The following is a 22960-nucleotide window of genomic DNA, read 5'->3' as shown; positions in this document are numbered from 1 at the left end:
ACGAGCCACGACGGCGAGTCGAGCCGACCGCAGACAGATGCGCGAGAGGTGAGCGCAGTGCGAAGCACCGATTTCTCGCGAAGCCGCGGGAATTGAAAAGGGGAGCGCGGCAGCTCCCCTTTTCCCGTTCACGTGACGCTATGTCTAAGTGTCTGCCGCTCTCGTGGTGAACGGAACTATTCCTCATTCAGTGGATTAGGCTGGCTTGCCGAATAGCCAGCCTCACATTCACAGCGGCTGCGTTTGCGCCTCCACTACCGCCAGCGCAACCATGTTGACAATACGACGCACCGAGGCAATCGGCGTCAGCACATGTACCGGTTTCGCCACGCCCATCAGTACCGGCCCGACAGTCACCCCTTCCGAACTGGAAACGCGCAGCAAGTTGTAGCTGATTCGCGCCGCTTCAACGTTCGGCATAATCAGGATATTCGCCGCCCCTTTCAGCGGGCTATCCGGCATGCGCTCATGGCGAATACTCTCATCCAGCGCCGCATCGCCATGCATTTCGCCGTCGATCATTAACTCCGGCGCGCGTTCACGCACCAGCGCTAACGTATCGCGCATTTTCACCGCCGCCGGCGCGTTCGAGGAACCAAACTGCGAATGCGAAAGCAACGCCACGCGCGGTTCAATACCGAAACGGCGCACCGTTTCCGCCGCCAGAATGGTGATCTCCGCCAGTTCTTCCGCGCTCGGATCCTCATTGACGTAAGTATCCGCGATAAAGGTGTTGCCGCTCGGCAGCAGCAGCGCGTTCATCGCGCCTGCGGTATGAACATTGTCGCGATAACCGAAGATCGGCTGCAACACCTTAAAATGCTCGTGGTAATCGCCGATAGTACCGCAAATCAGCGCATCCGCTTCGCCGCGATGGACCATGATCGCACCGATAATGGTGGTATTGCCGATCACCGCGCGCTGCGCCTGCTCCTGCGTCACGCCACAGCGTTTCATGATGTTGAAGTACTCCATCCAGTACTCTTTAAAGCGCGGATCGGACTCGTTATTAACGATTTCAAAATCCACGCCCGGGCGGATTTGTAAACCGAGTTTCTGAATTCGCATCTCAATGACGCTCGGGCGGCCAATCAAAATGGGTTTTGCCAGCCCTAACGTCACCAGCTCCTGCGTGGCATGCAGTACGCGCGGCTCCTCACCTTCTGCCAGCACTACGCGTTTCGGTGCGCTGCGCGCCTGCGAGAAGATCGGCTTCATAAACAGATTGGTTTTGTAGACAAACTCGGTGAGCTTATCGACATACGCATCGAAATCGGCAATCGGTCGCGTTGCCACACCGGATGCCATTGCCGCTTTCGCTACCGCGGGCGCGATTTTAACAATCAGACGCGGGTCGAAGGGTTTCGGGATCAGGTAATCCGGGCCAAAACTGAGATCCTGATCGCCATAGGCCGACGCCACCACTTCGCTCTGCTCGGCATGCGCCAGTTCCGCGATGGCGTTGACCGCCGCCAGTTTCATCTCTTCGTTAATCGCCGTCGCACCAACATCCAGCGCGCCACGGAAGATAAACGGGAAGCAGAGCACGTTGTTCACCTGGTTAGGGTAATCGGAACGCCCGGTGCAGATGATGGCGTCCGGGCGCACCGCTTTCGCCAGATCCGGCAGGATTTCCGGTTCCGGGTTCGCCAGCGCGAGGATCAGCGGCTGGCGCGCCATGCCTTTTACCATCTCCGGGGTCAGCACTTTCGGCCCGGAGCAGCCAAGGAAGATGTCCGAACCGGCAACGACATCCGCCAGCGTGCGTTTGCCGTCATCGTCAATGGCATAAGCGGCTTTGGTTTCCGCCATATTCGGTTCGCGGCCTTTGTAGATAACGCCTTTCGAGTCGCAGACCACAATGTTGTGTTTCTGCATCCCAAGCGCCACCAGCAGGTTCATACAGGCAATCGCCGCCGCGCCCGCGCCGGAAACCACCATGCGCACATCGGAGAGGTTCTTCTCGACCACGCGCAGGCCGTTGAGAATGGCGGCGGTGCTGATAATCGCTGTACCGTGCTGATCGTCGTGGAATACCGGGATATTCATACGTTCGCGCAGCTTCGCTTCAATGTAGAAGCACTCCGGCGCTTTGATATCTTCCAGGTTGATGCCGCCAAAGGTCGGTTCCAGCGCGGCGACGACATCAATCAGTTTGTCCGGATCGTGTTCATCCACTTCAATATCAAATACATCAATTCCGGCGAATTTTTTGAACAGTACACCTTTGCCTTCCATAACGGGTTTACCGGCCAGTGCGCCGATATTACCCAGGCCGAGTACCGCAGTACCGTTGGATACCACGGCGACCAGATTGCCGCGCGCGGTGTATTTGTAGGCCGCCAGCGGATCTTTTTCAATCTCAAGACAAGGCGCGGCGACGCCAGGGGAGTAGGCCAGCGCGAGATCGCGCTGTGTGGCCAGCGGTTTAGTCGGGGAGACCTGAATCTTCCCCGGACGGGGGAATTCGTGAAAATCGAGGGCACTTTGTTTTAGTTGGTCGTCCATTTGAGGTTCCTTTCACGTTGTTTTCAGAGTGAAACGTGCGATGTCTATCCCAATGCGCCGCATAGTATGGCCTCTGTCGCCCGCATAAACTTTGAACATAGCCAAAATCTCGCCATGACATAAACAAAATTGTTATCAATTTATCGCAACTTTGTTACGTGCCGCAAAACGCAGGGCGCGGGCGCGTCTGCTATGCTTTTTTGTTATGCACCTCTCATCCTTACAAAAGTGCGACAGAAAGCACTCCAGTAACCCATTGCTTTTAAAGGAGTTATTTTTCATGAATCACTTAGACGGCCTCAAACAATTCACTACCGTGGTGGCCGACAGCGGCGACATCGAATCCATTCGCCACTATCAGCCGGAAGATGCCACCACCAACCCTTCCCTGCTGCTGAAGGCGGCCGGGCTGGCGCACTTCTCGCATCTGATTGACGATGCCATTGCCTATGGTAAAGCGCGCGGTAAAACGCAGGAGCAGCAAGTGGCAGAAGCCAGCGACAAACTGGCGGTTAATTTTGGTGCGGAAATTCTGAAAAGCATCCCGGGACGCGTCTCCACCGAGGTTGACGCCCGCCTCTCTTATGACAAGGAGAAAAGCATTGCCAAAGCCCGCCAGCTCGTCGCGCTGTACAAAGATCAAGGCATCGATAAATCACGCATTTTGATCAAACTGGCGTCGACCTGGGAGGGCATCCGCGCGGCGGAAGAACTGGAAAAAGAGGGCATCAACTGCAATCTGACGTTGCTGTTCTCGTTTGCCCAGGCGCGCGCCTGTGCCGAAGCGGGTGTGTTCTTGATTTCGCCTTTCGTTGGCCGTATTTACGACTGGTATAACGATCGCAAACCGCTCGATCCGTATGTGGTGGACGAAGACCCCGGCGTGAAGTCGGTGCGCAATATCTACGACTACTACAAACAGCACCGCTATGAAACCATTGTGATGGGTGCCAGTTTCCGTCGCACCGAGCAGATCCTCGCCCTGGCGGGCTGCGACCGCCTGACCATCTCTCCGGCGCTGCTGAAAGAGCTACAAGCGCAGGAAGGCGTTGTTGAACGCAAGCTGGTGCCCTCGCGCCAGACCTTCCATCGCCCGGAACCATTAACAGAAGCGGAATTCCGCTGGGAGCACAATCAGGACCCGATGGCCGTCGATAAGCTGGCCGATGGCATCCGCCAGTTCGCCGTCGATCAACGCAAACTCGAAGATCTGCTCGCCGCTAAACTTTAACCCTTTGCCATGGAGTGAATTATGTCCCGTAGAGAGCTTGCAAACGCCATTCGCGCCCTGAGTATGGACGCGGTGCAAAAAGCCAATTCTGGCCACCCTGGCGCCCCAATGGGGATGGCGGATATCGCCGAAGTGCTGTGGAATGATTTTCTGCGCCATAACCCGGCAGACCCCACCTGGTACGATCGCGACCGTTTTATCCTCTCTAACGGTCATGCCTCAATGCTGTTATATAGCCTGCTGCACCTCAGTGGTTATGACCTGCCGCTGGAAGAGCTGAAAAATTTCCGCCAGCTCCACTCCAAAACTCCAGGCCACCCGGAGATCGGCTATACGCCGGGCGTGGAAACCACCACCGGCCCGCTTGGACAAGGGCTGGCGAACGCCGTCGGGCTGGCAATTGCCGAACGTACGCTGGCAGCGCAATTCAACCGGCCGGGGCATGACATCGTTGATCACTACACCTATGTGTTTATGGGCGATGGCTGCCTGATGGAAGGCATTTCCCATGAAGTCTGTTCGCTGGCGGGTACGCTGGGGCTCGGCAAGCTGATTGGCTTTTACGATCACAACGGCATCTCGATTGATGGCGAAACCGAGGGCTGGTTTACGGATGACACCGCTAAACGCTTCGAGGCCTATAACTGGCATGTGATTGGCGATATCGACGGGCATTCACCTGAGGCGGTGAAAAAAGCCATTGAAGAAGCGCAAAGCGTGAAAGATAAGCCGTCACTGATTATCTGCCGTACGGTGATTGGTTTCGGCTCACCGAACAAAGCCGGTAAAGAGGAGTCGCATGGCGCAGCGCTCGGTGAAGAAGAAGTGGCGCTCACCCGGCAGAAACTCGGCTGGAAATACCCGGCCTTTGAGATCCCGAAAGAGATTTACCAGGCGTGGGATGCCCGCGAGCGCGGCGCGAAAAAACAGCAGGAATGGAATGAAAAATTTTCTGCCTGGGCCAGGGAATACCCGGATCTGGCGGCCGAGTTTACACGCCGTATGAGCGGCGAACTGCCGGAAAGCTGGGAGAAAACCACCACCGACTGGATCAATAAGCTGCAGGCCAACCCGGCGAAAATCGCCACCCGTAAAGCCTCGCAGAACACGCTCAACAGCTATGGGCCAATTCTGCCGGAGCTGCTTGGCGGCTCCGCTGACCTCGCCCCCAGCAACCTTACCATCTGGTCGGGTTCAACATCGCTGAAAGAGGATTTGGCCGGGAACTATATTCACTATGGCGTGCGCGAATTTGGTATGACGGCAATTGCTAACGGCATCGCGCACCACGGCGGTTTTGTGCCTTACACCGCTACCTTTTTAATGTTTGTTGAATATGCCCGCAACGCGGCGCGTATGGCGGCATTGATGAAAGCCCGGCAGATCATGGTTTACACCCACGATTCGATTGGCTTAGGGGAAGACGGCCCAACGCACCAGGCGGTAGAGCAACTCGCCAGTCTGCGCTTAACGCCAAACTTCAGCACCTGGCGTCCGTGTGACCAGGTGGAAGCGGCTGTCGGCTGGAAGCTGGCGATCGAGCGCCATCATGGGCCGACGGCGCTGATCCTCTCGCGCCAGAACCTCACGCAAATGGAGCGCACTCCGGAGCAGGTGCAGGCCATCAGCCGTGGGGGTTATATCCTGAAAGACTGCGACGGCAAACCGGATCTGATCCTGATCGCTACCGGTTCGGAGATGGAGATCACCGTCAACGCGGCGGAGCAACTGACTCAAGAAGGCCACAAGGTGCGCGTGGTATCACTGCCGTCGACCGATATTTTCGACGCGCAGGATGAGGCCTGGCGCGAATCGGTGCTGCCGTCGGAGGTGAGTGCGCGCGTGGCGGTTGAAGCTGGGATCGCCGATTACTGGTACAAATATGTTGGCCTGAAAGGGGCAATTGTCGGTATGACCGGTTACGGTGAATCGGCGCCTGCCGAGAAGCTGTTCCCTTACTTCGGCTTCACGGTCGAGAACGTGGTGGCAAAAGCCAAAGCGGTACTGAAAAAATAAGCGTGGGCGCGCCAGCGTCTACGGCTGGCGCGCTACTTTTATTTCACCACCAGCAACGGCTCGCTCTCCTGCGGCGTGACGATGTCTTCCTGCTTTTCATCCCACAGCGCTTTTTTCACCAGCACATTGCCGTTGTGCTGCGTATCGCGTTTCACCAGCGTGGCGGCGTCATCGTCTTCCTGAATATTGATGTTGATGGGAAACGAAGGCAGCGCTTTCGTCCATTGCCCATGCTGGATATCGAAGACATAGACCACCCGCCAGGCGCTGGTCCACCACTGCGGGAACACAACGACCCGATCGCGCCCGCTATCATCGAGCTGCGACAGCGTTTCCACTCCGCCACCAATGCACTGCGGCACCACCGCCGGTTGTACAGCCGGGTTGCTGCTCCAGAGTTTACATTCACAGTCGCCCTCTTCATCGCAGCTGCCGCCGGTTTTGGGGTCACGCGCGTTCACCCACACGACATCTTTACTGTTGCCGTCAAACTTGCCTTTGGTCAAAAGCCCCTGCACCGACGCCTCTTTTTGATTCAGGCGGGTGAGCAAATCGGTTTCGCCGCTAATACGCCAGCCCTCAGGCTGCTTGCTGAAGGTAAGCTGTGCCGGGTAGTTTTTTACCTGTTTTTCATCGAGCCCGGCTTGTTTGACAAACTCAACCTGGACATTACCCGCCTCATCTTCGGCAATATCAAGCGTGGTGATAATGCGCTGCGCATAGTGCGGTGAGTGAGAGGTGAACGCTTGCTGGCGACGCAGCACCTCGTCGCGCTCAAGACGCTGGCCAAACCATTCGACCTGAGCCGCATAGAGATCGTTGCCGGTTGCCTGGGTATTGCCATTCAGGTGGTTATTCCAGACATCGACAAGCTGGGCGATACTCTGTTTATCCGCTGAGGTCAGTTCAGCCTGTGCAGGCAGAACGGCAAAAAAGAGCACGCAGGCCGCAAGCCATTGTGGGTAAAAGCGTTTCATTATTCCCTTCCCGATGAAAATATCCGCAAGGGATTATGTCAGCGAAGGGTTAGCGCGTCACCCATAGCGTTGGCCACGCATCGGGGCCGTGCCAGCTATCGCAGGAAGGCTCCTGCGCGTAACGCACCAGGCGAAAGCGCTGGCCGTCAAAACGCCAGCGGCTCGACACGCCACAATCCGCCAGGCTGCGGCCTTTGGAGAGCGTGGTGAGTTCGCGGGTTTTCTCATCAAACGCCGCGTTCATTAGCTCCATTTCATCGTTACCGTTATCCGGCGTGAAAGGCAGCAGCAGGCGCACCAGCCGTGCGGCAAACGGTTTTTCCCGCGATACCAGCCACGCGCGTTCAACCAGGTTATAGGCACCCGCTTCACAGTCGATCAATAACAACGCTTTATCATCAGTTAGCGCGCTCACGCGCACCTGCCGGCGCATTGGGTCCAGCGAACACTGGCTGCTGTTCATTCGCCAGGTGCCGTAATCCAGTAAATCGTTCAACTCCTGGTGCGTCAGCGGGGTTGGCGCAACGTTGGCCGTGGCGACCTTTTTCAACGCAGGTGCGGGTGGAACGCTTAACGAGGGGCTATCGCCCTTTTTGATCCATGCCGTTTCGCTGCCGACGCGTTTTTGCAGCGCATCAATAAATAGCAGCGCCGCTTTCAGCCCCAGCAGAGAAATCTCGCCTTTGCTGCCTTGCAGGGTAAGCGACTGGCCTTCCTGAATGTTTTTTAAAAACGAAGTGATGGCATCGGTATTATCCGTCACCAGATGCCACGGGGTGATTTGCCAGCGTTCGCCAGCCAGCGCCAGTGGCTGACCGTCAAAGAGTAAGCGCCCGGCAATCGGCGGTTCTTTGGTGATCGGCGCGTCAATGCCGCCGTAGTCGATACGCAGTGTAGCATCGGTGCGCGCACCCGCACTGCGCTCCAGCGTCATTACCAGCCCCTGATGCTCACCAATATTGCGAGCCACACAAAAATTCTGGTTATTACAGGTGACCTGCCAGTCGGAAAAGGTTTGTTGCGCAGGCGCAGCGCACAGCAACGGTGCGGCCAGAAGGCCGAAGAGCAAAGTCAAAACGCTGCGGTAACGCATGGCTGGCACAACCCCGGAAGAATAGACGCAGAAACTGCGTATATTCTATTTCCCGGTTGGCTTGCTCAATCGGATTTATCGGATAGCTTCATCTGAAAGGGAAGCTAATAACTCTATACATTTCAGTCCATTAAGCCAGACATTTGCAAATATTGCAGTAAAATCACCGCCTTGCCATCACGGAGCTCACCGCTGGCGACCATCGCTAAGACTTGCCGGAAGGGCAACTCCAGCACTTCGATGTCTTCATCGTCCACGCCACCACCGTTATTCGCGCGCTGCGCGTCGTTATATTCCGCAATAAAAAAGTGGACAATTTCCGTTATCCCGCCCGGCGACATATACAGCTCAAATACTTTGCGCACTTCGCCAACCTGGTAGCCGGTCTCTTCAATTGCTTCCTTACGGATGCACACTTCCGGCTCATCGTCATCGAGCAATCCGGCGCAGGTTTCAATCAGGCGACCATCCACGTTGCCATTCACCCACGTAGCAATGCGGAACTGGCGGATCAGCACCACACTCTGCTTTTCACGGTTATACAACAGGATAGTGGCGCCATCGCCCCGGTCATACACTTCACGTTTATGACGCACCACTTCGCCGTCCTGACGGGTCAAATCGTAGGTGATATTGCGCAGGACAAAATAATTCTCAGAGAGGATTTTATCTTTGATAACTTCAATTTTCAGCGACATACAGGCTCCAGAGCGCTAATAACTTTGCGTAATACTACGCTGCTAAGCGTGACGCCGTGAAGCCTGTTTTATGACAAACGCCTTAATGCTGCCCTGGCGCTTTGACGCCCAGCCACTCCATCATACCCTGCGCGGCGTGGCGCCCTTCCGCCATCGCGGTCACTACCAGATCGGCACCGCGCACCGCATCGCCCCCGGCGAAAATTTTCGGGTTGCTGGTCTGGTAGCGATATTGGCTTTCGACACTGGCAGCAATGCGCCCCCAGTCATCAATGCGCACGCCGTGACGCTCCAGCCACGGCATCGAATGCGGATTGAAACCAAACGCCATGATCACCGCATCGGCAGGCATCACAAATTCGCTGCCTTCAATTGGCACCGGACGGCGGCGGCCATTGGCATCCGGCTCGCCAAGCTGTGTGCGCAGCAAGCGAATGCCGCAAACTTTACCGCTCTTATCCAGCTCCAGATTTACCGGCTGAACGTTGAACTCAAACTCCGCCCCTTCATCCCGCGCATTTTTCACCTCCTTCTTCGAGCCAGGCATGTTGGCTTCGTCGCGACGGTAGGCGCAGGTCACTTTTGCCGCGCCATGACGCAGCGCGGTACGCACACAGTCCATTGCCGTATCGCCGCCGCCAAGCACCACGACATTGCGTCCCTCAGTATTGATAAACGGCTCGTCGGCGCTGTCCGGCAACCCCATTAACTGGCGGGTGTTAGCAATCAGGAACGGCAGCGCATCGTAAACGCCCGGAGCGTCTTCATTTGGCAACCCGGCTTTCATTGAACGGTAAGTGCCAACGCCTACAAACACCGCGTCGTAATCGCTGAGCAGCATATCCAGCGCGATATCTTTGCCAATCTCACAATTAAGCTCAAAACGGATGCCCATCGCGCTGAATATTTCCCGACGACGCGCCAGCAGCGATTTATCCAGTTTAAAAGCGGGGATGCCGAAGGTGAGCAAACCACCGATTTCCGGGTGGCGATCGAACACCGTGGCGCTCACACCGTGGCGAGCGAGCACATCCGCACAGGCGAGGCCCGCCGGGCCAGCACCGATAATCGCGATACGCTTATCTACCGCCGCAACCTGTTGTAAATCGGGCTGCCAGCCCTGCGCCAGCGCCTGATCGGAGATATAGCGCTCAATATTGCCGATCGTGACCGCGCCATACTCATCGCGCACCGTACATGCCCCTTCGCACAGCCGGTCTTGCGGGCAGACACGACCGGTGATCTCCGGCAAGCAGTTGGTTTGATGCGAAAGTTCGACGGCCGCCGCAATGTCGCCCACTTTCACCCGCTCGATCCACTGCGGAATATGGTTATGCAGCGGACAAGTCCATTCGCAAATGCTGTGGTCACCACACGTCAGGCAGCGCTCAGCCTCACGATTGGCCTGATCGGCGCGAAACGGCAGATAGATCTCATCAAAACCACTTTTACGCGCCGCCAGTGGCAGCTTATCAGGCTCACCGCGCGGCGGCGTTTTACGCATCTGCCGCACTTTGCGGTCGTTAAAGGCGGGCGTCAGCGCCGCAACACTGTGCCACGGCTGCGCCTCCTGGCTGGCGGTACGCAGACGGCGTGATTTCGCAAACCCCGCCAGCGCGTCGCTGTTTACCAGTTGCAGCGCATCGGCCGGGCAATTCTGCGCGCAGGCAGGGCCCTCCGCCCTGCCCTGGCACAGATCGCATTTGTGTGCGGTGGCTTTCACCAGCCCGTCGCCAATCGGCGTGACCAGCACTTGCATGGTGCCAAACGGGCAAGCCACCACGCAGGATTTACAGCCAATACATTTTTGCTGATTGACCTGAATCGCCTCATCAACACGACTGATTGCGCCATTCGGGCAACTGCGGGCACAGGGCGCAGCTTCACAGTGATGGCAGGTCACCGCGCTGCGGTGCTGTTGGTGTTTTACCACGGTGATCCGGGGGTGAAAATGCGCGGCGCTTAACACATGTTGTTCGTCATTGTGCGCCATCACACACGCGACTTCACAGGCACGACATCCTATAACATTGCTGGCTATTCGCCATAATAAAACGATTCATGGCACCCTTCTTTTCTGGTTTAATAAACCTTATTTTTTATATGAGCATTGTATTTACCGGGGCAGCACGACACAGGCAATGTTCAATTGCCCAGAAAGGTTATCTATTTGTCACGAGCTTGTAGCAGATCAATTTATTTCAGGATTTCTGAAAAATTATTTCATTCGATGGACGTTCAGGCCGATGTTTTCTGTACGTAACATCAGGATTGGGAAGCGCTGCAGTGATCGTCAAAAAACCTGTTTCAGGAAGCCTGGCCAGAGCCTTTTTCTCTCTTGTTTTACTGTCACTGCTTTCCACCGGGGTGGCGCTCATCACGCTTGCCAGCAGCCTGCGGGACGCGGAAGCCATCAATATTGCCGGGTCGCTGCGCATGCAGAGTTACCGGCTTGGTTACGAGCTGCAAAAACAGACCGCTGAACTACAACCCCACCGCCAGATTTACCAGCAGACGCTGAACTCTCCCGTATTACAAACCCTGAACCGCTGGTATGTTCCGCAGGAAGTGCAGCAACGTTATGGGCAATTGCACGAAAACTGGCACCAGATGGAAAAGCATCTGATTCAGGGTGACCAGCAATGGTACGCACAAAATATCCAGGCTTATGTCGGGCAAATTGATTTGTTCGTGCTGGCGCTCCAGCACTACGCCGAACGCAAAATGATGCTGGTGGTCGCTATTTCGATGCTGGGCGCAGCCGGGATTTTCACGCTGGTGTTTTTTACGCTGCGCCGTATTCGCCAGCGGGTCGTCAAACCCCTTAATAATCTGGTCGCCACGTGCCAGCGTATCCAGCAAGGGCAATTTTCCTTGCTGCCGCTCGATAACAAACTGGATAACGAACTGGGGTTACTGGCTTCAACGTTCGACCGAATGTCGGGGCAACTGTTTAAACTCTACCGCTCGCTGGAAACGTCGGTGGCGGAAAAAACCCGCGATCTGCACGAAGCCAACAGCCGGCTGGAGGTGATGTACCAGTGCTCGCAGGCGCTCAACACCAGCCAGATTGACGCCCTGTGTCTGCGCCACGTGTTGCAGATCGTCTACGATCATCAGGCAGCCTGCTTCCTGGAACTGGTTGTCGATGATAACTGGCGGATCCAGCAAGGAGAGCTTAACTCCGCACTACCGGTAAACAGCTTGCCGGTCAATATGCAGGAGAACATGCTGGGCGAGCTGCGCTGGCAAAGCCACCAGCAGCCGCTCTCCGCGCCGCTGATGTGCAATATCGCCACCATTCTTGGGCGCGGGCTCTATATCAACCAGGCGCAGAAGCATTACCAGCAATTAATGCTGATGGAAGAACGCGCAACCATCGCCCGCGAACTGCACGATTCGCTGGCGCAGATGCTCTCCTATTTGCGTATCCAGCTGGCGCTGCTTAAACGTTCGGTGCCGGAAGATAATGCCCCTGCCCACCTGATTATCGACGACTTTTCACGGGGTCTGAACAACGCGTGGCAGCAGTTGCGTGAGCTGCTCACCACGTTTCGCCTCTCGTTACAGCAAAGCTCGCTGCCCGCCGCGCTGCGTGAAGCCCTGGACGTATTGCAAAGCCAGACCAGCGCGAAGCTGAATCTGGATTGCCGTTTACCCACGCAGGCGCTGGATGCGCAACAGCAAATGAACGTTTTACAAATTGTGCGCGAAGCGGTTATCAACGCGATTAAGCACGCGCAGGCCAGCGAAATCACCGTCAGCTGTGTGACCGATCCTGACGGACTGCATTCGGTCTACATTCGTGATAACGGCATCGGTATGAAGAGCACGCAGGAGCCCGCCGGACATTACGGCTTGACGATCATGCGCGAGCGCGCCGAGCGCCTTGGCGGCGTGCTGCAAATCGTCTCTCCGCCGGGCTGCGGCACCCAGGTGCAGTTTCGTTTTCCATTACCGGTCAGCGCGGAGCGTCAATAAGTGTAAAGAATTTAAAGTTAAATGAGTTTGTGCAGGAGGAAATTTTGCTTAAGTATCGCTATGCATAGTTATGCCTTAATCGGGCATGATAATTTACATTTTCTCCTTTTTTTCTCCACGATTGGTTTCTGCATTGCCGCTACATTGATGCAAGCAATGTCACTATAACGATGCGCAGCAATATGAGGTTTTATTTCTGATGGCGAATTTTTTTATTGATCGCCCCATTTTTGCGTGGGTGCTGGCGATCCTGATCTGTCTTACGGGGACACTAGCCATTATTTCTTTACCCGTCGAACAATATCCCGATTTAGCACCGCCTAACGTCCGCATTACCGCTAACTACCCTGGCGCATCGGCGCAAACGCTGGAAAACACCGTGACGCAGGTTATCGAGCAGAATATGACCGGCCTCGATAATTTAATGTATATGTCCTCGCAAAGCAGCGCCACCGGGCAGGCAACGGTCACCCTCAATTTCAGTGCCGGTACCGATCCTGATGAAGCCGTGCAGCAGGTACAAAACCAGCTGCAATCGGCGATGCGTAAACTCCCGCAAGCCGTGCAAAACCAGGGTGTCACGGTGCGCAAAACCGGTGATACCAACATTTTAACCATCGCGTTTGTCTCCACCGACGGTTCGATGGATAAGCAAGATATCTCCGATTACGTGGCAAGTAATATTCAGGATCCGATTAGCCGCGTAAACGGCGTTGGCGATATCGACGCCTACGGTTCGCAATATTCAATGCGTATCTGGCTCGATCCGGCGAAGCTCAACAGTTACCAGCTCACCGCCTCGGACGTCACCAGCGCCATTTCGTCGCAGAATGCGCAAATTGCCGTCGGGCAACTTGGCGGAACCCCTTCTGTCGATCGCCAGGCGTTAAACGCCACTATCAACGCCCAGTCGCTTTTACAAACGCCGGAACAGTTTCGCAATATTACGCTGCGCGTGAATCAGGACGGTTCAGAAGTGCGCCTGGGTGACGTGGCGACGGTGGAACTGGGCGCAGAGAAATATGACTACCTGAGCCGTTTTAACGGCAACCCGGCTTCTGGTCTGGGTGTAAAACTGGCCTCCGGCGCTAACGAAATGGCGACGGCAGAACTGGTGATTAACCGCCTAAACGAGCTGGCTCCCTTTTTCCCGCACGGTCTGGAATATAAAGTCGCTTACGAAACCACCTCGTTTGTTAAAGCCTCGATTATCGATGTAGTGAAAACCCTGCTTGAAGCTATCGCGCTGGTGTTTCTGGTGATGTACCTGTTCCTGCAAAATTTCCGCGCCACGCTGATCCCCACTATCGCCGTGCCGGTCGTACTGCTTGGCACGTTCGCGGTGCTCTACGCATTCGGCTATAGCATCAACACCCTGACCATGTTCGCCATGGTGCTCGCCATCGGTCTGCTGGTGGATGATGCGATTGTGGTAGTGGAAAACGTCGAACGCATCATGACCGAAGAAGGGCTGTCGCCCAGGGAAGCGACACGCAAATCGATGGGGCAGATCCAGGGCGCGCTGGTGGGGATTGCGATGGTATTGTCGGCGGTATTTGTGCCGATGGCCTTCTTTGGCGGCACTACCGGCGCGATTTATCGCCAGTTCTCTATCACCATTGTTTCGGCGATGGTGCTTTCTGTGCTGGTGGCGATGATCCTCACCCCGGCGCTGTGCGCCACGCTGCTCAAGCCGCTGCATAAAGGTGAACTGCACGGGCAGAAAGGCTTTTTCGGCGCCTTTAACCGTCTGTTCAACCGCAACGCCGATCGTTATGAAACCGCCGTCGGTAAGATTTTGCATCGCAGCCTGCGCTGGATTTTGCTCTATGTACTGCTGATTGGCGGCATGGTGCTGCTGTTCCTGCGTCTGCCAACGTCATTTCTGCCGCTTGAAGACAGGGGTATGTTTACCACATCCGTGCAGTTGCCGAGCGGGGCTACGCAACAGCAGACGCTGAAAGTGGTGCAGAAAGTCGAAGACTATTTCTTCACCCACGAGAAAGCGAATGTCGAGTCGGTGTTTGCCACCGTCGGTTCCGGCCCCGGTGGTAACGGGCAGAACGTGGCGCGTTTGTTTATCCGCCTGAAAGACTGGGAAGCCCGCGATCCGAACAGTGGTAGCGCCTTTGCCATTATCGAACGCGCCACCAAAGCGTTTAGCCGCATCAGTGAAGCCCGCGTTTTCGCCAGCAGCCCGCCCGCTATCAGTGGCATGGGAAGTTCGGCCGGTTTCGATATGGAATTGCAGGATCATGCCGGTGCAGGGCACGACGCTCTGATGGCGGCCCGCGATCGCCTGATTGAGATGGCGACGAAAGATCCGGCGCTGACCCGCGTTCGCCATAACGGTCTTGATGACAGCGCACAGCTGCAAATCGATATCGATCAGCGCAAAGCGCAGGCGCTGGGCGTGTCGATTGATGATATTAACAACACGCTGAAAACCGCCTGGGGCTCCAGCTATGTGAATGACTTTATGGATCGCGGACGCGTGAAAAAGGTCTACGTACAAGCGGCGGCGAAATACCGCATGCTGCCGGACGATATCAACCTCTGGTATGTGCGAAATAGCAGCGGTGGAATGGTGCCGTTCTCCGCGTTTGCCACCTCGCGCTGGGAAACCGGCTCGCCGCGCCTTGAACGCTACAACGGTTATGCCGCAGTCGAGATTGTCGGCGAATCCGCACCCGGCGTCAGCACCGGTACGGCGATGGATGTGATGGAGAAACTGGTTAGTCAGTTGCCTACTGGCTTTGGTCTGGAGTGGACCGCCATGTCCTACCAGGAACGCCTTTCCGGTGCGCAGGCACCGGCGTTATATGCGGTTTCCCTGTTGGTGGTGTTCCTGTGCCTCGCGGCACTGTATGAGAGCTGGTCGGTGCCGTTCTCGGTGATGCTGGTGGTGCCGCTTGGCGTGATTGGCGCGTTGCTGGCGACCTGGATGCGCGGGCTGGAGAACGATGTCTACTTCCAGGTCGGGTTGTTAACAGTAATAGGCCTGTCGGCGAAAAACGCGATACTCATCGTCGAATTTGCCAACGACATGAATGCCAAAGGCGAAGATCTGCTGGTCTCCACGCTGCATGCCTGCCGTCAGCGTTTACGGCCGATTCTGATGACCTCGCTGGCGTTCGTTTTCGGTGTGCTGCCAATGGCAACCAGCACCGGCGCTGGCTCCGGCAGCCAGCATGCCGTGGGTACCGGTGTGATGGGCGGGATGATTTCCGCGACCGTGCTGGCAATCTTCTTCGTGCCGCTGTTCTTCGTGCTGGTGCGCCGCCGTTTCCCGCTCAAAGCGCGCGCGCAGTAATGTCTGCATAACAAAAAGGCGACCAGTTGGTCGCCTTTTTCATGTGTTGGTTCACATTGTTATTTATCAAGCCGTCACTGCTTAATCGTTCGTCTGGAAATTATTTACGAAGCATGCCTTCGATAAAGTCTTTCCAGTTCCCCAGTTCATGTTCAATCATAACTACCTCTCTTATTATTCTGGCAATTCTACTCAAACCCGTAACAGCATTGAAGAGACGTTAATCAATTGCTTCAATTGTTATTAGCGGGGTACTTTTAATGCTTGCAATAACTATGAGCCGATGTCATGTCATTTAATGTGAATAACGGCAATATTCCATAAAAACTTTAGGGCCAAATGAAATGACGATCACATTGTTCGATAAATCAGCAATTGAAGCGGTGGACTGGCTGGCGTTAACGGCGCTTATTGCCGCAGGCGGTCTCAATCAGCGCGACCCGCTACAGGTCGAGCAAGCGTGGCGCAACAGTACCTTCTGCTGGTTCGGCTACCATAACGGAGAACTGGTCGCCACGGCGCGTGCTATCAGCGATCTGACATGGGCCAGCTATGTTGCGGATATTGTGGTCGCGCCAGAAATGCAGGGCCGCGGTTATGGAAAACAGCTAATGTCTGACATTGTCAGAACATTATTACCGTTCGGCAAAACCTTTATTTATTCCGTACCGGAAAAGACAGGATTTTATCAACAATATGGTTTCCGTTTTTTAACCACAGGCATGGTATGCGCAACACCTGAAAGTTTATTCAAACTGGAACAGAGTGGTTATATCCGCTGACATTTGCTTATCAGACAAATCACAGGCAAATTAAAATACATCGTTCTAATTTCTTGCACAAATAACCAAAAATGAGACAAAAGGATTCACCATGATCACCATGTACGGCATCAAAAACTGCGACACCATCAAAAAAGCGCGCCGCTGGCTCGAAACGCAACACGTGGAATACCGTTTCCACGATTACCGCGCAGACGGTATTCATGCAGATTTACTGCGTACATTTGTGGATGAACTCGGCTGGGAAGCGCTGTTAAACACGCGTGGCACCACCTGGCGCCAGCTGGATGAATCCCGCCGTGCAACCATTACCAATGATGATGCTGCCATCGCGTTGATGCTTGAAATGCCTGCAATTATCAAACGCCCATTGCTCTGTGCGCCGGGTAAGCCTATGCTGCTGGGTTTCAATGAATCCAGTTATGAGAAGTTTATTAACGAGGTGTAGTTTATGTCGTGCCCGGTTATTGAGCTGACACAGCAGCTTATTCGTCGCCCTTCTCTGAGTCCCAATGATGCAGGATGCCAGGCGTTGATGATTGAACGCCTGCGCGCTATCGGTTTTACCATTGAGCCGATGGATTTTGGCGACACGCAAAACTTCTGGGCATGGCGCGGACAAGGCGAAACGCTGGCCTTCGCTGGCCATACGGATGTAGTGCCAGCGGGCGATGCCGACCGCTGGATCAACCCACCTTTTGAACCGACCATCCGCGACGGTATGCTGTTTGGCCGCGGCGCGGCAGACATGAAAGGTTCGCTGGCGGCGATGGTCGTCGCCGCCGAGCGTTTTGTCGCGCAGCATCCACAGCATAAAGGCCGCCTGGCATTTCTCATCACCTCTGACGAAGAGGCCAGCGCGACCAACGGCACCGTCAAAGTGGTCGACGCGCTGATGGCGCGTAACGAACGGCTGGATTACTGCCTGGTCGGTGAGCCTTCCAGTACGGAAGTGGTGGGCGATGTGGTAAAAAACGGCCGCCGTGGCTCGATGACCTGCAACCTGACCATTCACGGTGTTCAGGGGCACGTTGCCTATCCGCACCTGGCGGATAACCCGGTGCACCGCGCCGCGCCAATGCTCAATGAGCTGGTGGCGATCCAGTGGGATCACGGCAACGAATATTTCCCGCCGACCAGCATGCAGATTGCCAATATCAAAGCCGGAACCGGTAGCAACAACGTTATCCCGGGCAATCTGTTTGTACAGTTCAACTTCCGCTTTAGCACCGAACTGACCGACGAGATGATCAAAGCCCAGGTGTTGGCGCTGCTGGATAAACATCAGTTGCGTTACAGTGTGGAGTGGTGGGTTTCCGGGCAGCCGTTCCTGACGGGACGCGGCAAACTGGTGGATGCGGTGGTCAATGCCATTGAGCACTATAATGAGATCAAACCGCAGTTGTTAACCACTGGCGGCACGTCAGATGGCCGTTTTATTGCGCGTATGGGCGCACAAGTGGTTGAACTTGGGCCGGTGAACGCCACCATTCACAAGATCAACGAATGTGTGAATGCGGCGGATTTGCAACTGCTTGCCCGTATGTATCAACGCATTATGGAACAACTCATCGCCTGATGGCCTGGAGGATGACATGGATTGGCTGGCAAAATATTGGTGGATTCTGGTACTGGTGTTTTTACTTGGCGTACTGATTAATGTGATCAAAGACCTGAGCCGGGTCGATCACAAAAAATTCCTCGCTAACAAGCCGGATCTGCCGCCTCATCGTGATTTCAACGACAAGTGGGACGACGATGACGACTGGCCGAAACAGGATCAGCCGAAAAAATAAGCCTCACATTATTCACCCCCTTTCGGGGGTGAATGCTCTACTCATAAAAACTCGATAATATCGTCGTCATTCGGCTTGCCGCCGCTTAACGCTTCATCGAAATAGTGCTTCGGCACGGTGTAGCGCAAATGTTCGAGCGCCAGCTCAATGCTGCGATCATCAATGGCGTGGCCCAAATCCTCCACAATATCCAGCGTGATATCGCCGCCTAACGTTTGCACCGCTTCCTGCGCTTTCACCGCCCAGGCCAGATCGATAACCCGATCTTCACCGCCGTGAATCAGGTGAATGGTTTGCGCCGCAGAAACCGCCTGCGGCAACGTGGCATAACGGCCATTGAAGGCAATCACTCGCGAGGCCAGATCCGGCTGCGCTTTCAGCCCTTCCAGCGCCATAATCGCCCCTTGCGAAAAGCCAATTAAAGCCGTGGCTAACGCGTTTACACCGCTTTGCTGCTGCCAGTAGCGTACAACATCAATAAATTGCGGCATGACAGCGTCGATACGTTGCTGACGATTTTCTTCCGTCACGCCTGCTACGGAAAACCACTGGCGGGCCGGTGGTGCGCCGCAGGCTTCCACGCCGCCAATACTGACGATCAGCGCCTCGGGAAAGTGCGGTGCAAACCAGCTACCGATCTGCCCCATGGAGACCGGGTTATCGCCAACGCCATGAAACAACAGCAGTAATTGTTTGGCCGGGGATGGCGGACTTTGCACAACGAAATGGTCATGTTTCATGGTTGTCTCCTTAAATCGTTGAGTGCAGTTTACGCCCGGGAGCCATAATGACCATGCCATTTAACTGAATGAGTTAGTTAAAAAAATTGCAGTTTCTGCACCTGTGTTTTCAGATTGAGCGCGCGATCAGCATCCAGGTGCAAGAGCGCCTGTTCACACTCCTGGCGCTGACGCGCCAGCAGCGCTTTACGCCCGCTCAGCGATAAACGCTGGCATAACGCCTGTTCGCTTTCGCCATCGCTTACCTTTCCCCGCAATGCCGACAATGGCAAATCCGTGTGCGCCAGCAATCGGCATAACGCGCCAAAAGCTGCTGAAAGTGGTCGATGCGCAAAAGCAAAACCAGCCAGCTCCAGCCAGTCCTCTTCACTAAGCGTAGTCGACTGAACAACAGGCAGAGATAACGTTTCCTCGCGCCAGTCGGCAAGCCAGGGCAGATCGCGCGCCAGGCGTGTCTGTTCCCGCGCCAGCAGCGCTTCGCCAGCCGCCGTCAGCGGGATGATCGCCATGGCGGTAAAACAGCCGCTACTCGCTTCGCGATGACTACCAAGGCGCACCAGTGAAAAACCGCAGCGCTGCCAGAAGCGCCATAATTCTGGGGTATAACCAAAACTGACGGAGAGGTAATCACAATCCGTTGTTTGTGCCCGCGCATGGGCGATGAGCGTAGTGCCAATCCCTGTACGCTGGCAAAAAGGATGCACAGCAATGCGGCTGATGCGCCGCCCGCGCAATGTTGCCGCCAGCGGGCTACCGCCGTGGGCGGCCAGCGATTGCGCGACCAGATTACCGCGCGGGCGGCGAAAACCCGCCCACACCGCCTGGCTAAGATCGGCACTTAACCCACCCTCTTCCACCAGCCAGAGCGCGGCAACCGCCGTTTGTGCCCGGCAAGCCTGCCAGAAATGCTGCCCTGGCGCATCCATCATGCGTCGCAGATCAAGCGGTGACGTGCGGTAATGGGCGCTCGCCAGCAGACGATAAATCGCCGCCGGGATCGCCGGTGACTCCTGCCAGGCCTGCGCCGGTAACGGCTGCATGGTGATGTCACCTGTCGGCGGCTCAACGACTGGTTCATCGTCAAACAGCAACTGGGCGTTTATCACCTGCTCCAGCGGGCAGCCCTGCGCCCAGCGTAGCGGTGTGGAGAGCGTGTAATGACGTAACTGCGGAAACCCGGCGCAGAACTTCAGCAAAAACCCCTGCCCGGTGCCTTCGTAACCCTGTACGGTGGTGGTGAGCAATACACGGGGGAAAGCGGAAACCAGCGCCTGCAGCAGCGGACCAGGAATGGCAGCGGCTTCATCCACCACCAGCCAGCCAGAGTGCGCTCCCTGCGCGGTTATCTGCTGGAGCAACGCATCCGGGGCGATAAAGCTGAACCGTTCCCCGGCGTATTGCGCCAGCACATCGGTGGCAGCGCGCGCAGGTGCGGTGACCGTGACAGGCCCAGATGCGCGGGCAATATGCATTCCTGCCAGCGCCGATTTACCTCGCCCGCGTGGCGCCGTCACCACCGCGACACCTGGAGGCATGTGCTGAAGTTGCGCAAGGATCTGCGCCTGCTCATGCTCGGGTGCGCCGGTTGCCGTGTGCCACTCAGGCCGGGGAGAAAAGTCAGGAAGAGAGAAAGGTGACGTTTGCTGCCACACCACGGTTTGTGGATCGCTCTGGAGTGTACGGCAAAAGTGAGCAACAAAAACCGGGGTCGGAATCGGCTCGGCGGTATCGCTCCAGCGCAGGCTGTCAGCATCCGGCTGCTGCGGCCACAGCGCGAACGGCGGTGTGAGTAACACCAGCCAGCTCCCGGCCGTGAGCGTCCCGCCAAGCGCGGCAAAGGCGGCGACATCAAATCCTTCACGCGCATCGAACACCGCATGACGGAATTCCCGCCCGAGCAAAGTCGTTAATGCGCGAGGGTGAATGTGTTGTGGCCAGCCGCTTTTTCCACCAACCCACAGCCAGTCGCCGGGAAGCGAGTCGCGCAGCGTGCTCGCCTGCGTTTCACTCCAGGCCGGCGCACCGGCAATCACCAGCAAGCGACGGATCCCTTCCTGCGCCATGCGGGCGCTCAGTTCACTCAGTTGTTGTATCACGAGGTAATTACAACTGCCCGCTGAAAGTATTACACTGAGCCGGATCGCCGCTGTCCATTCCGCGTTTGAACCAGGTGTAACGCTGCACCGAGGTGCCATGCGTAAAGCTATCCGGGAATGCGACGCCCTGGCTGCGCTGTTGTAAGCGATCATCACCAATGGCTTGTGCGGCGTTTAACGCCTCCTCGACATCGCCCGGTTCCAGCACGCCCTGCTGTTCCATGCTGTGGCCCCAGACACCCGCATAACAATCGGCCTGCAACTCCATGCGCACTGACAGGGCATTCGCCTGCTGTTTGCTAGCGTTTTGCTGCAGGCCGCGCACTTTAGCTTCCGTTCCCAGAAGTTTTTGCACGTGATGACCGACTTCATGCGCGATCACGTAGCCCTGAGCGAAATCGCCCCCCGCGCCAAGCTTGTTTTTCATCTCGTCGTAGAAAGAGAGATCGATATAAATTTTGCTGTCTGTCGGGCAGTAAAACGGCCCCATGATGGATTGCCCGGTACCGCAACCGGTATGGGTGCTGCCACGGTACATCACCAGCGTCGGCTGTTGATAATGTTGCCCCATTTTTTCAAACAGCTGGCCCCAGGTCTCTTCGGTGGTAGCGAAAATGACGCGGGTAAAATGCGCAGACTCATCCTCGTGCGGGTTCACGGCGCGCTGTTGTTGCGTGGGTGGGCTAACCGGTTGCCCGGTGAGTAAACTGGTGAGATCAACACCGTAATAGCTCGCGACGATCACCACAAACAGCAGGATTATCCCGCCCTTGCCACCCGGTAAACGAAACCCCGGCCCGCGCATCGACGGCCCACCCGACTCATTACGTCGGTCTTCTACGTTGTCACTCTCTCGACGGCCTTGCCAGCGCATAACTACCTCACTATCCCAATGATGGACTCAGTGTATATATGATCGTAGGCGCAGAGGGAAGGATTAGCACAGGAAAAAAGTGAGGAAATCCGGAGGATGCAGACACCCTCCGGAAGTCATGCGGGTGAAGTCAGTCCAGTTTCACGCCAAGACGGTGCGCCACGGCTTCATAGGCTTCAATCAGGCCGCCAAGGCTCTGACGGAAACGGTCTTTGTCCATTTTATCCAGCGTCTCTTTATCCCACAGACGGCTGCCGTCCGGGGAGAACTCGTCGCCAAGCACCACTTCGCCTTTAAACAGGCCAAATTCCAGCTTGAAGTCGACGAGGATCAAACCGGCGTCATCAAACAGTTTGCTCAGCACGTCGTTGGCTTTGTAGGTCAGCTCTTTCATACGCGCCAGATTTTCTTTATTCACCCAGCCGAAGGTTTCGCAGTAGGACTCGTTCACCATCGGATCGTGCATCGCATCGTTTTTGAGGAACATATCGAACAGCGGCGGATTCAGTTCAATACCCTCTTCAATGCCCAGACGTTTCACCAGCGAGCCTGCCGCACGGTTACGAATAACGCACTCTACCGGCACCATATCCAGCTTTTTCACCAGACATTCGGTATCAGAAAGCAGCGCTTCCATCTGGGTCGGGATGCCCGCTTCTTGCAGCTTAGTCATAATGAAATGGTTGAACTTGTTGTTCACCATACCTTTACGATCGAACTGTTCAATGCGCGCGCCATCCCCTGCTGACGTATCGTTACGGAATTCGAGCACCAACAGGTCCGGGTTTTCCGTACTGTACACGGTCTTCGCTTTGCCGCGATACAACTCAGCTTGCTTTTGCATCTTCATTACTC

Annotated in this window: 17 protein-coding genes and 1 pseudogene; 8 read left to right on the top strand and 10 right to left on the bottom strand. The window is 55.8% G+C overall.

The genetic code is table 11. The annotated features are described in order from the left end of the window. Positions 1–228 precede the first annotated feature (228 nt). Positions 229–2508: an NADP-dependent oxaloacetate-decarboxylating malate dehydrogenase gene (gene maeB / locus BN2591_RS09245; RefSeq protein WP_086870868.1), complete on the bottom strand. Its 2280-nt coding sequence runs from the start codon at positions 2506–2508 to the stop codon at positions 229–231. Between the two features lie 280 nt (positions 2509–2788). On the opposite strand from maeB, the gene tal reads away from it, so the two are divergent. Together tal and tkt are read left to right on the top strand one after the other, a co-directional pair. Beyond that, on the top strand, positions 2789–3739 hold the full coding sequence (tal, locus tag BN2591_RS09240) for a transaldolase (RefSeq protein ID WP_086870865.1): 951 nt from the start codon (positions 2789–2791) through the stop codon (positions 3737–3739). 21 nt (positions 3740–3760) lie between these two features. Beyond that, positions 3761–5755, top strand: coding sequence for a transketolase (gene tkt / locus BN2591_RS09235; RefSeq protein ID WP_086870864.1), 1995 nt, complete (start codon positions 3761–3763; stop codon positions 5753–5755). 38 nt (positions 5756–5793) lie between these two features. Here tkt and BN2591_RS09230 read toward each other — a convergent pair whose 3' ends face one another. The 4 genes and pseudogenes from BN2591_RS09230 to aegA all read right to left on the bottom strand — a co-directional run bounded on the left by BN2591_RS09230 (position 5794) and on the right by aegA (position 10586). Further along, positions 5794–6732 carry a hypothetical protein gene (locus tag BN2591_RS09230; RefSeq protein WP_086870862.1) on the bottom strand — a complete coding sequence of 313 codons (939 nt, stop codon included), beginning with the start codon at positions 6730–6732 and terminating at the stop codon, positions 5794–5796. A gap of 49 nt (positions 6733–6781) precedes the next feature. Beyond that, positions 6782–7825 (bottom strand): DUF1176 domain-containing protein, encoded by a 1044-nt coding sequence (locus BN2591_RS09225; protein WP_086870860.1) that lies wholly within the window; start codon positions 7823–7825, stop codon positions 6782–6784. A gap of 122 nt (positions 7826–7947) precedes the next feature. Continuing rightward, complete coding sequence (gene nudK, locus BN2591_RS09220; protein WP_086870858.1) at positions 7948–8523, bottom strand: GDP-mannose pyrophosphatase NudK; 576 nt, start codon at positions 8521–8523, stop codon at positions 7948–7950. An 82-nt stretch (positions 8524–8605) separates the two neighbouring features. Beyond that, positions 8606–10586: pseudogene (gene aegA / locus BN2591_RS09215) on the bottom strand (formate-dependent uric acid utilization protein AegA). Positions 10587–10809: 223 nt separating this feature from the next. Here aegA and narQ point away from each other — a divergent pair. Together narQ and acrD are read left to right on the top strand one after the other, a co-directional pair. After that, positions 10810–12504 (top strand): nitrate/nitrite two-component system sensor histidine kinase NarQ, encoded by a 1695-nt coding sequence (gene narQ / locus BN2591_RS09210; protein ID WP_086870857.1) that lies wholly within the window; start codon positions 10810–10812, stop codon positions 12502–12504. A gap of 199 nt (positions 12505–12703) precedes the next feature. Then, entirely contained in the window at positions 12704–15817 is a 3114-nt protein-coding gene (acrD, locus tag BN2591_RS09205; protein WP_086870856.1) for a multidrug efflux RND transporter permease AcrD, read from the top strand. A 100-nt stretch (positions 15818–15917) separates the two neighbouring features. Here acrD and ypfM read toward each other — a convergent pair whose 3' ends face one another. Continuing rightward, entirely contained in the window at positions 15918–15977 is a 60-nt protein-coding gene (gene ypfM, locus BN2591_RS24255) for a protein YpfM (protein ID WP_100181659.1), read from the bottom strand. 184 nt (positions 15978–16161) lie between these two features. On the opposite strand from ypfM, the gene BN2591_RS09195 reads away from it, so the two are divergent. From BN2591_RS09195 to BN2591_RS09180, 4 genes are all read left to right on the top strand, one after another. Then, positions 16162–16599, top strand: coding sequence for a GNAT family N-acetyltransferase (locus BN2591_RS09195; RefSeq protein WP_086870854.1), 438 nt, complete (start codon positions 16162–16164; stop codon positions 16597–16599). A gap of 91 nt (positions 16600–16690) precedes the next feature. Continuing rightward, positions 16691–17047, top strand: a complete 357-nt coding sequence (locus BN2591_RS09190; RefSeq protein WP_086870853.1) for an ArsC family reductase — start codon at positions 16691–16693, stop codon at positions 17045–17047. 3 nt (positions 17048–17050) lie between these two features. Continuing rightward, positions 17051–18178 (top strand): succinyl-diaminopimelate desuccinylase, encoded by a 1128-nt coding sequence (dapE, locus tag BN2591_RS09185; protein WP_086870850.1) that lies wholly within the window; start codon positions 17051–17053, stop codon positions 18176–18178. Between the two features lie 16 nt (positions 18179–18194). Next, positions 18195–18395, top strand: coding sequence for a YpfN family protein (locus BN2591_RS09180; RefSeq protein WP_017458940.1), 201 nt, complete (start codon positions 18195–18197; stop codon positions 18393–18395). Positions 18396–18436: 41 nt separating this feature from the next. On the opposite strand, the gene ypfH is transcribed toward BN2591_RS09180, so the two are convergent. The 4 genes from ypfH to purC form a co-directional block, all read right to left on the bottom strand. Continuing rightward, positions 18437–19135 carry an esterase gene (ypfH, locus tag BN2591_RS09175; RefSeq protein ID WP_086870849.1) on the bottom strand — a complete coding sequence of 233 codons (699 nt, stop codon included), beginning with the start codon at positions 19133–19135 and terminating at the stop codon, positions 18437–18439. A gap of 77 nt (positions 19136–19212) precedes the next feature. Continuing rightward, a complete protein-coding gene (locus tag BN2591_RS09170; RefSeq protein ID WP_482793316.1) occupies positions 19213–21228 on the bottom strand; it encodes a tRNA(Met) cytidine acetyltransferase TmcA in 2016 nt (671 codons plus the stop codon). Positions 21229–21238: 10 nt separating this feature from the next. After that, positions 21239–22105, bottom strand: coding sequence for a KPN_02809 family neutral zinc metallopeptidase (gene ypfJ, locus BN2591_RS09165; protein WP_086870846.1), 867 nt, complete (start codon positions 22103–22105; stop codon positions 21239–21241). A 130-nt stretch (positions 22106–22235) separates the two neighbouring features. Beyond that, entirely contained in the window at positions 22236–22949 is a 714-nt protein-coding gene (gene purC / locus BN2591_RS09160; RefSeq protein ID WP_017458944.1) for a phosphoribosylaminoimidazolesuccinocarboxamide synthase, read from the bottom strand. Positions 22950–22960: the final 11 nt, after the last annotated feature.

This window comes from Kosakonia pseudosacchari (assembly GCF_900184035.1).
In the GTDB taxonomy this organism is placed as follows: domain Bacteria; phylum Pseudomonadota; class Gammaproteobacteria; order Enterobacterales; family Enterobacteriaceae; genus Kosakonia; species Kosakonia pseudosacchari.
This window is presented reverse-complemented; position numbering and strand designations above follow the sequence as displayed.

Bases quoted from the DNA above. Each gene is read 5' to 3' on its own strand.
- tkt (WP_086870864.1), top strand. From the start codon at position 3,761: ATGTCCCGTAGAGAGCTTGCAAACGCCATTCGCGCCCTGAGTATGGAC.
- tal (WP_086870865.1), top strand. From the start codon at position 2,789: ATGAATCACTTAGACGGCCTCAAACAATTCACTACCGTGGTGGCCGAC.
- ypfJ (WP_086870846.1), bottom strand. From the start codon at position 22,105: ATGCGCTGGCAAGGCCGTCGAGAGAGTGACAACGTAGAAGACCGACGT.
- ypfH (WP_086870849.1), bottom strand. From the start codon at position 19,135: ATGAAACATGACCATTTCGTTGTGCAAAGTCCGCCATCCCCGGCCAAA.
- purC (WP_017458944.1), bottom strand. From the start codon at position 22,949: ATGCAAAAGCAAGCTGAGTTGTATCGCGGCAAAGCGAAGACCGTGTAC.
- nudK (WP_086870858.1), bottom strand. From the start codon at position 8,523: ATGTCGCTGAAAATTGAAGTTATCAAAGATAAAATCCTCTCTGAGAAT.
- dapE (WP_086870850.1), top strand. From the start codon at position 17,051: ATGTCGTGCCCGGTTATTGAGCTGACACAGCAGCTTATTCGTCGCCCT.
- BN2591_RS09190 (WP_086870853.1), top strand. From the start codon at position 16,691: ATGATCACCATGTACGGCATCAAAAACTGCGACACCATCAAAAAAGCG.
- BN2591_RS09225 (WP_086870860.1), bottom strand. From the start codon at position 7,825: ATGCGTTACCGCAGCGTTTTGACTTTGCTCTTCGGCCTTCTGGCCGCA.
- BN2591_RS09195 (WP_086870854.1), top strand. From the start codon at position 16,162: ATGACGATCACATTGTTCGATAAATCAGCAATTGAAGCGGTGGACTGG.
- maeB (WP_086870868.1), bottom strand. From the start codon at position 2,508: ATGGACGACCAACTAAAACAAAGTGCCCTCGATTTTCACGAATTCCCC.
- acrD (WP_086870856.1), top strand. From the start codon at position 12,704: ATGGCGAATTTTTTTATTGATCGCCCCATTTTTGCGTGGGTGCTGGCG.
- BN2591_RS09180 (WP_017458940.1), top strand. From the start codon at position 18,195: ATGGATTGGCTGGCAAAATATTGGTGGATTCTGGTACTGGTGTTTTTA.
- BN2591_RS09230 (WP_086870862.1), bottom strand. From the start codon at position 6,732: ATGAAACGCTTTTACCCACAATGGCTTGCGGCCTGCGTGCTCTTTTTT.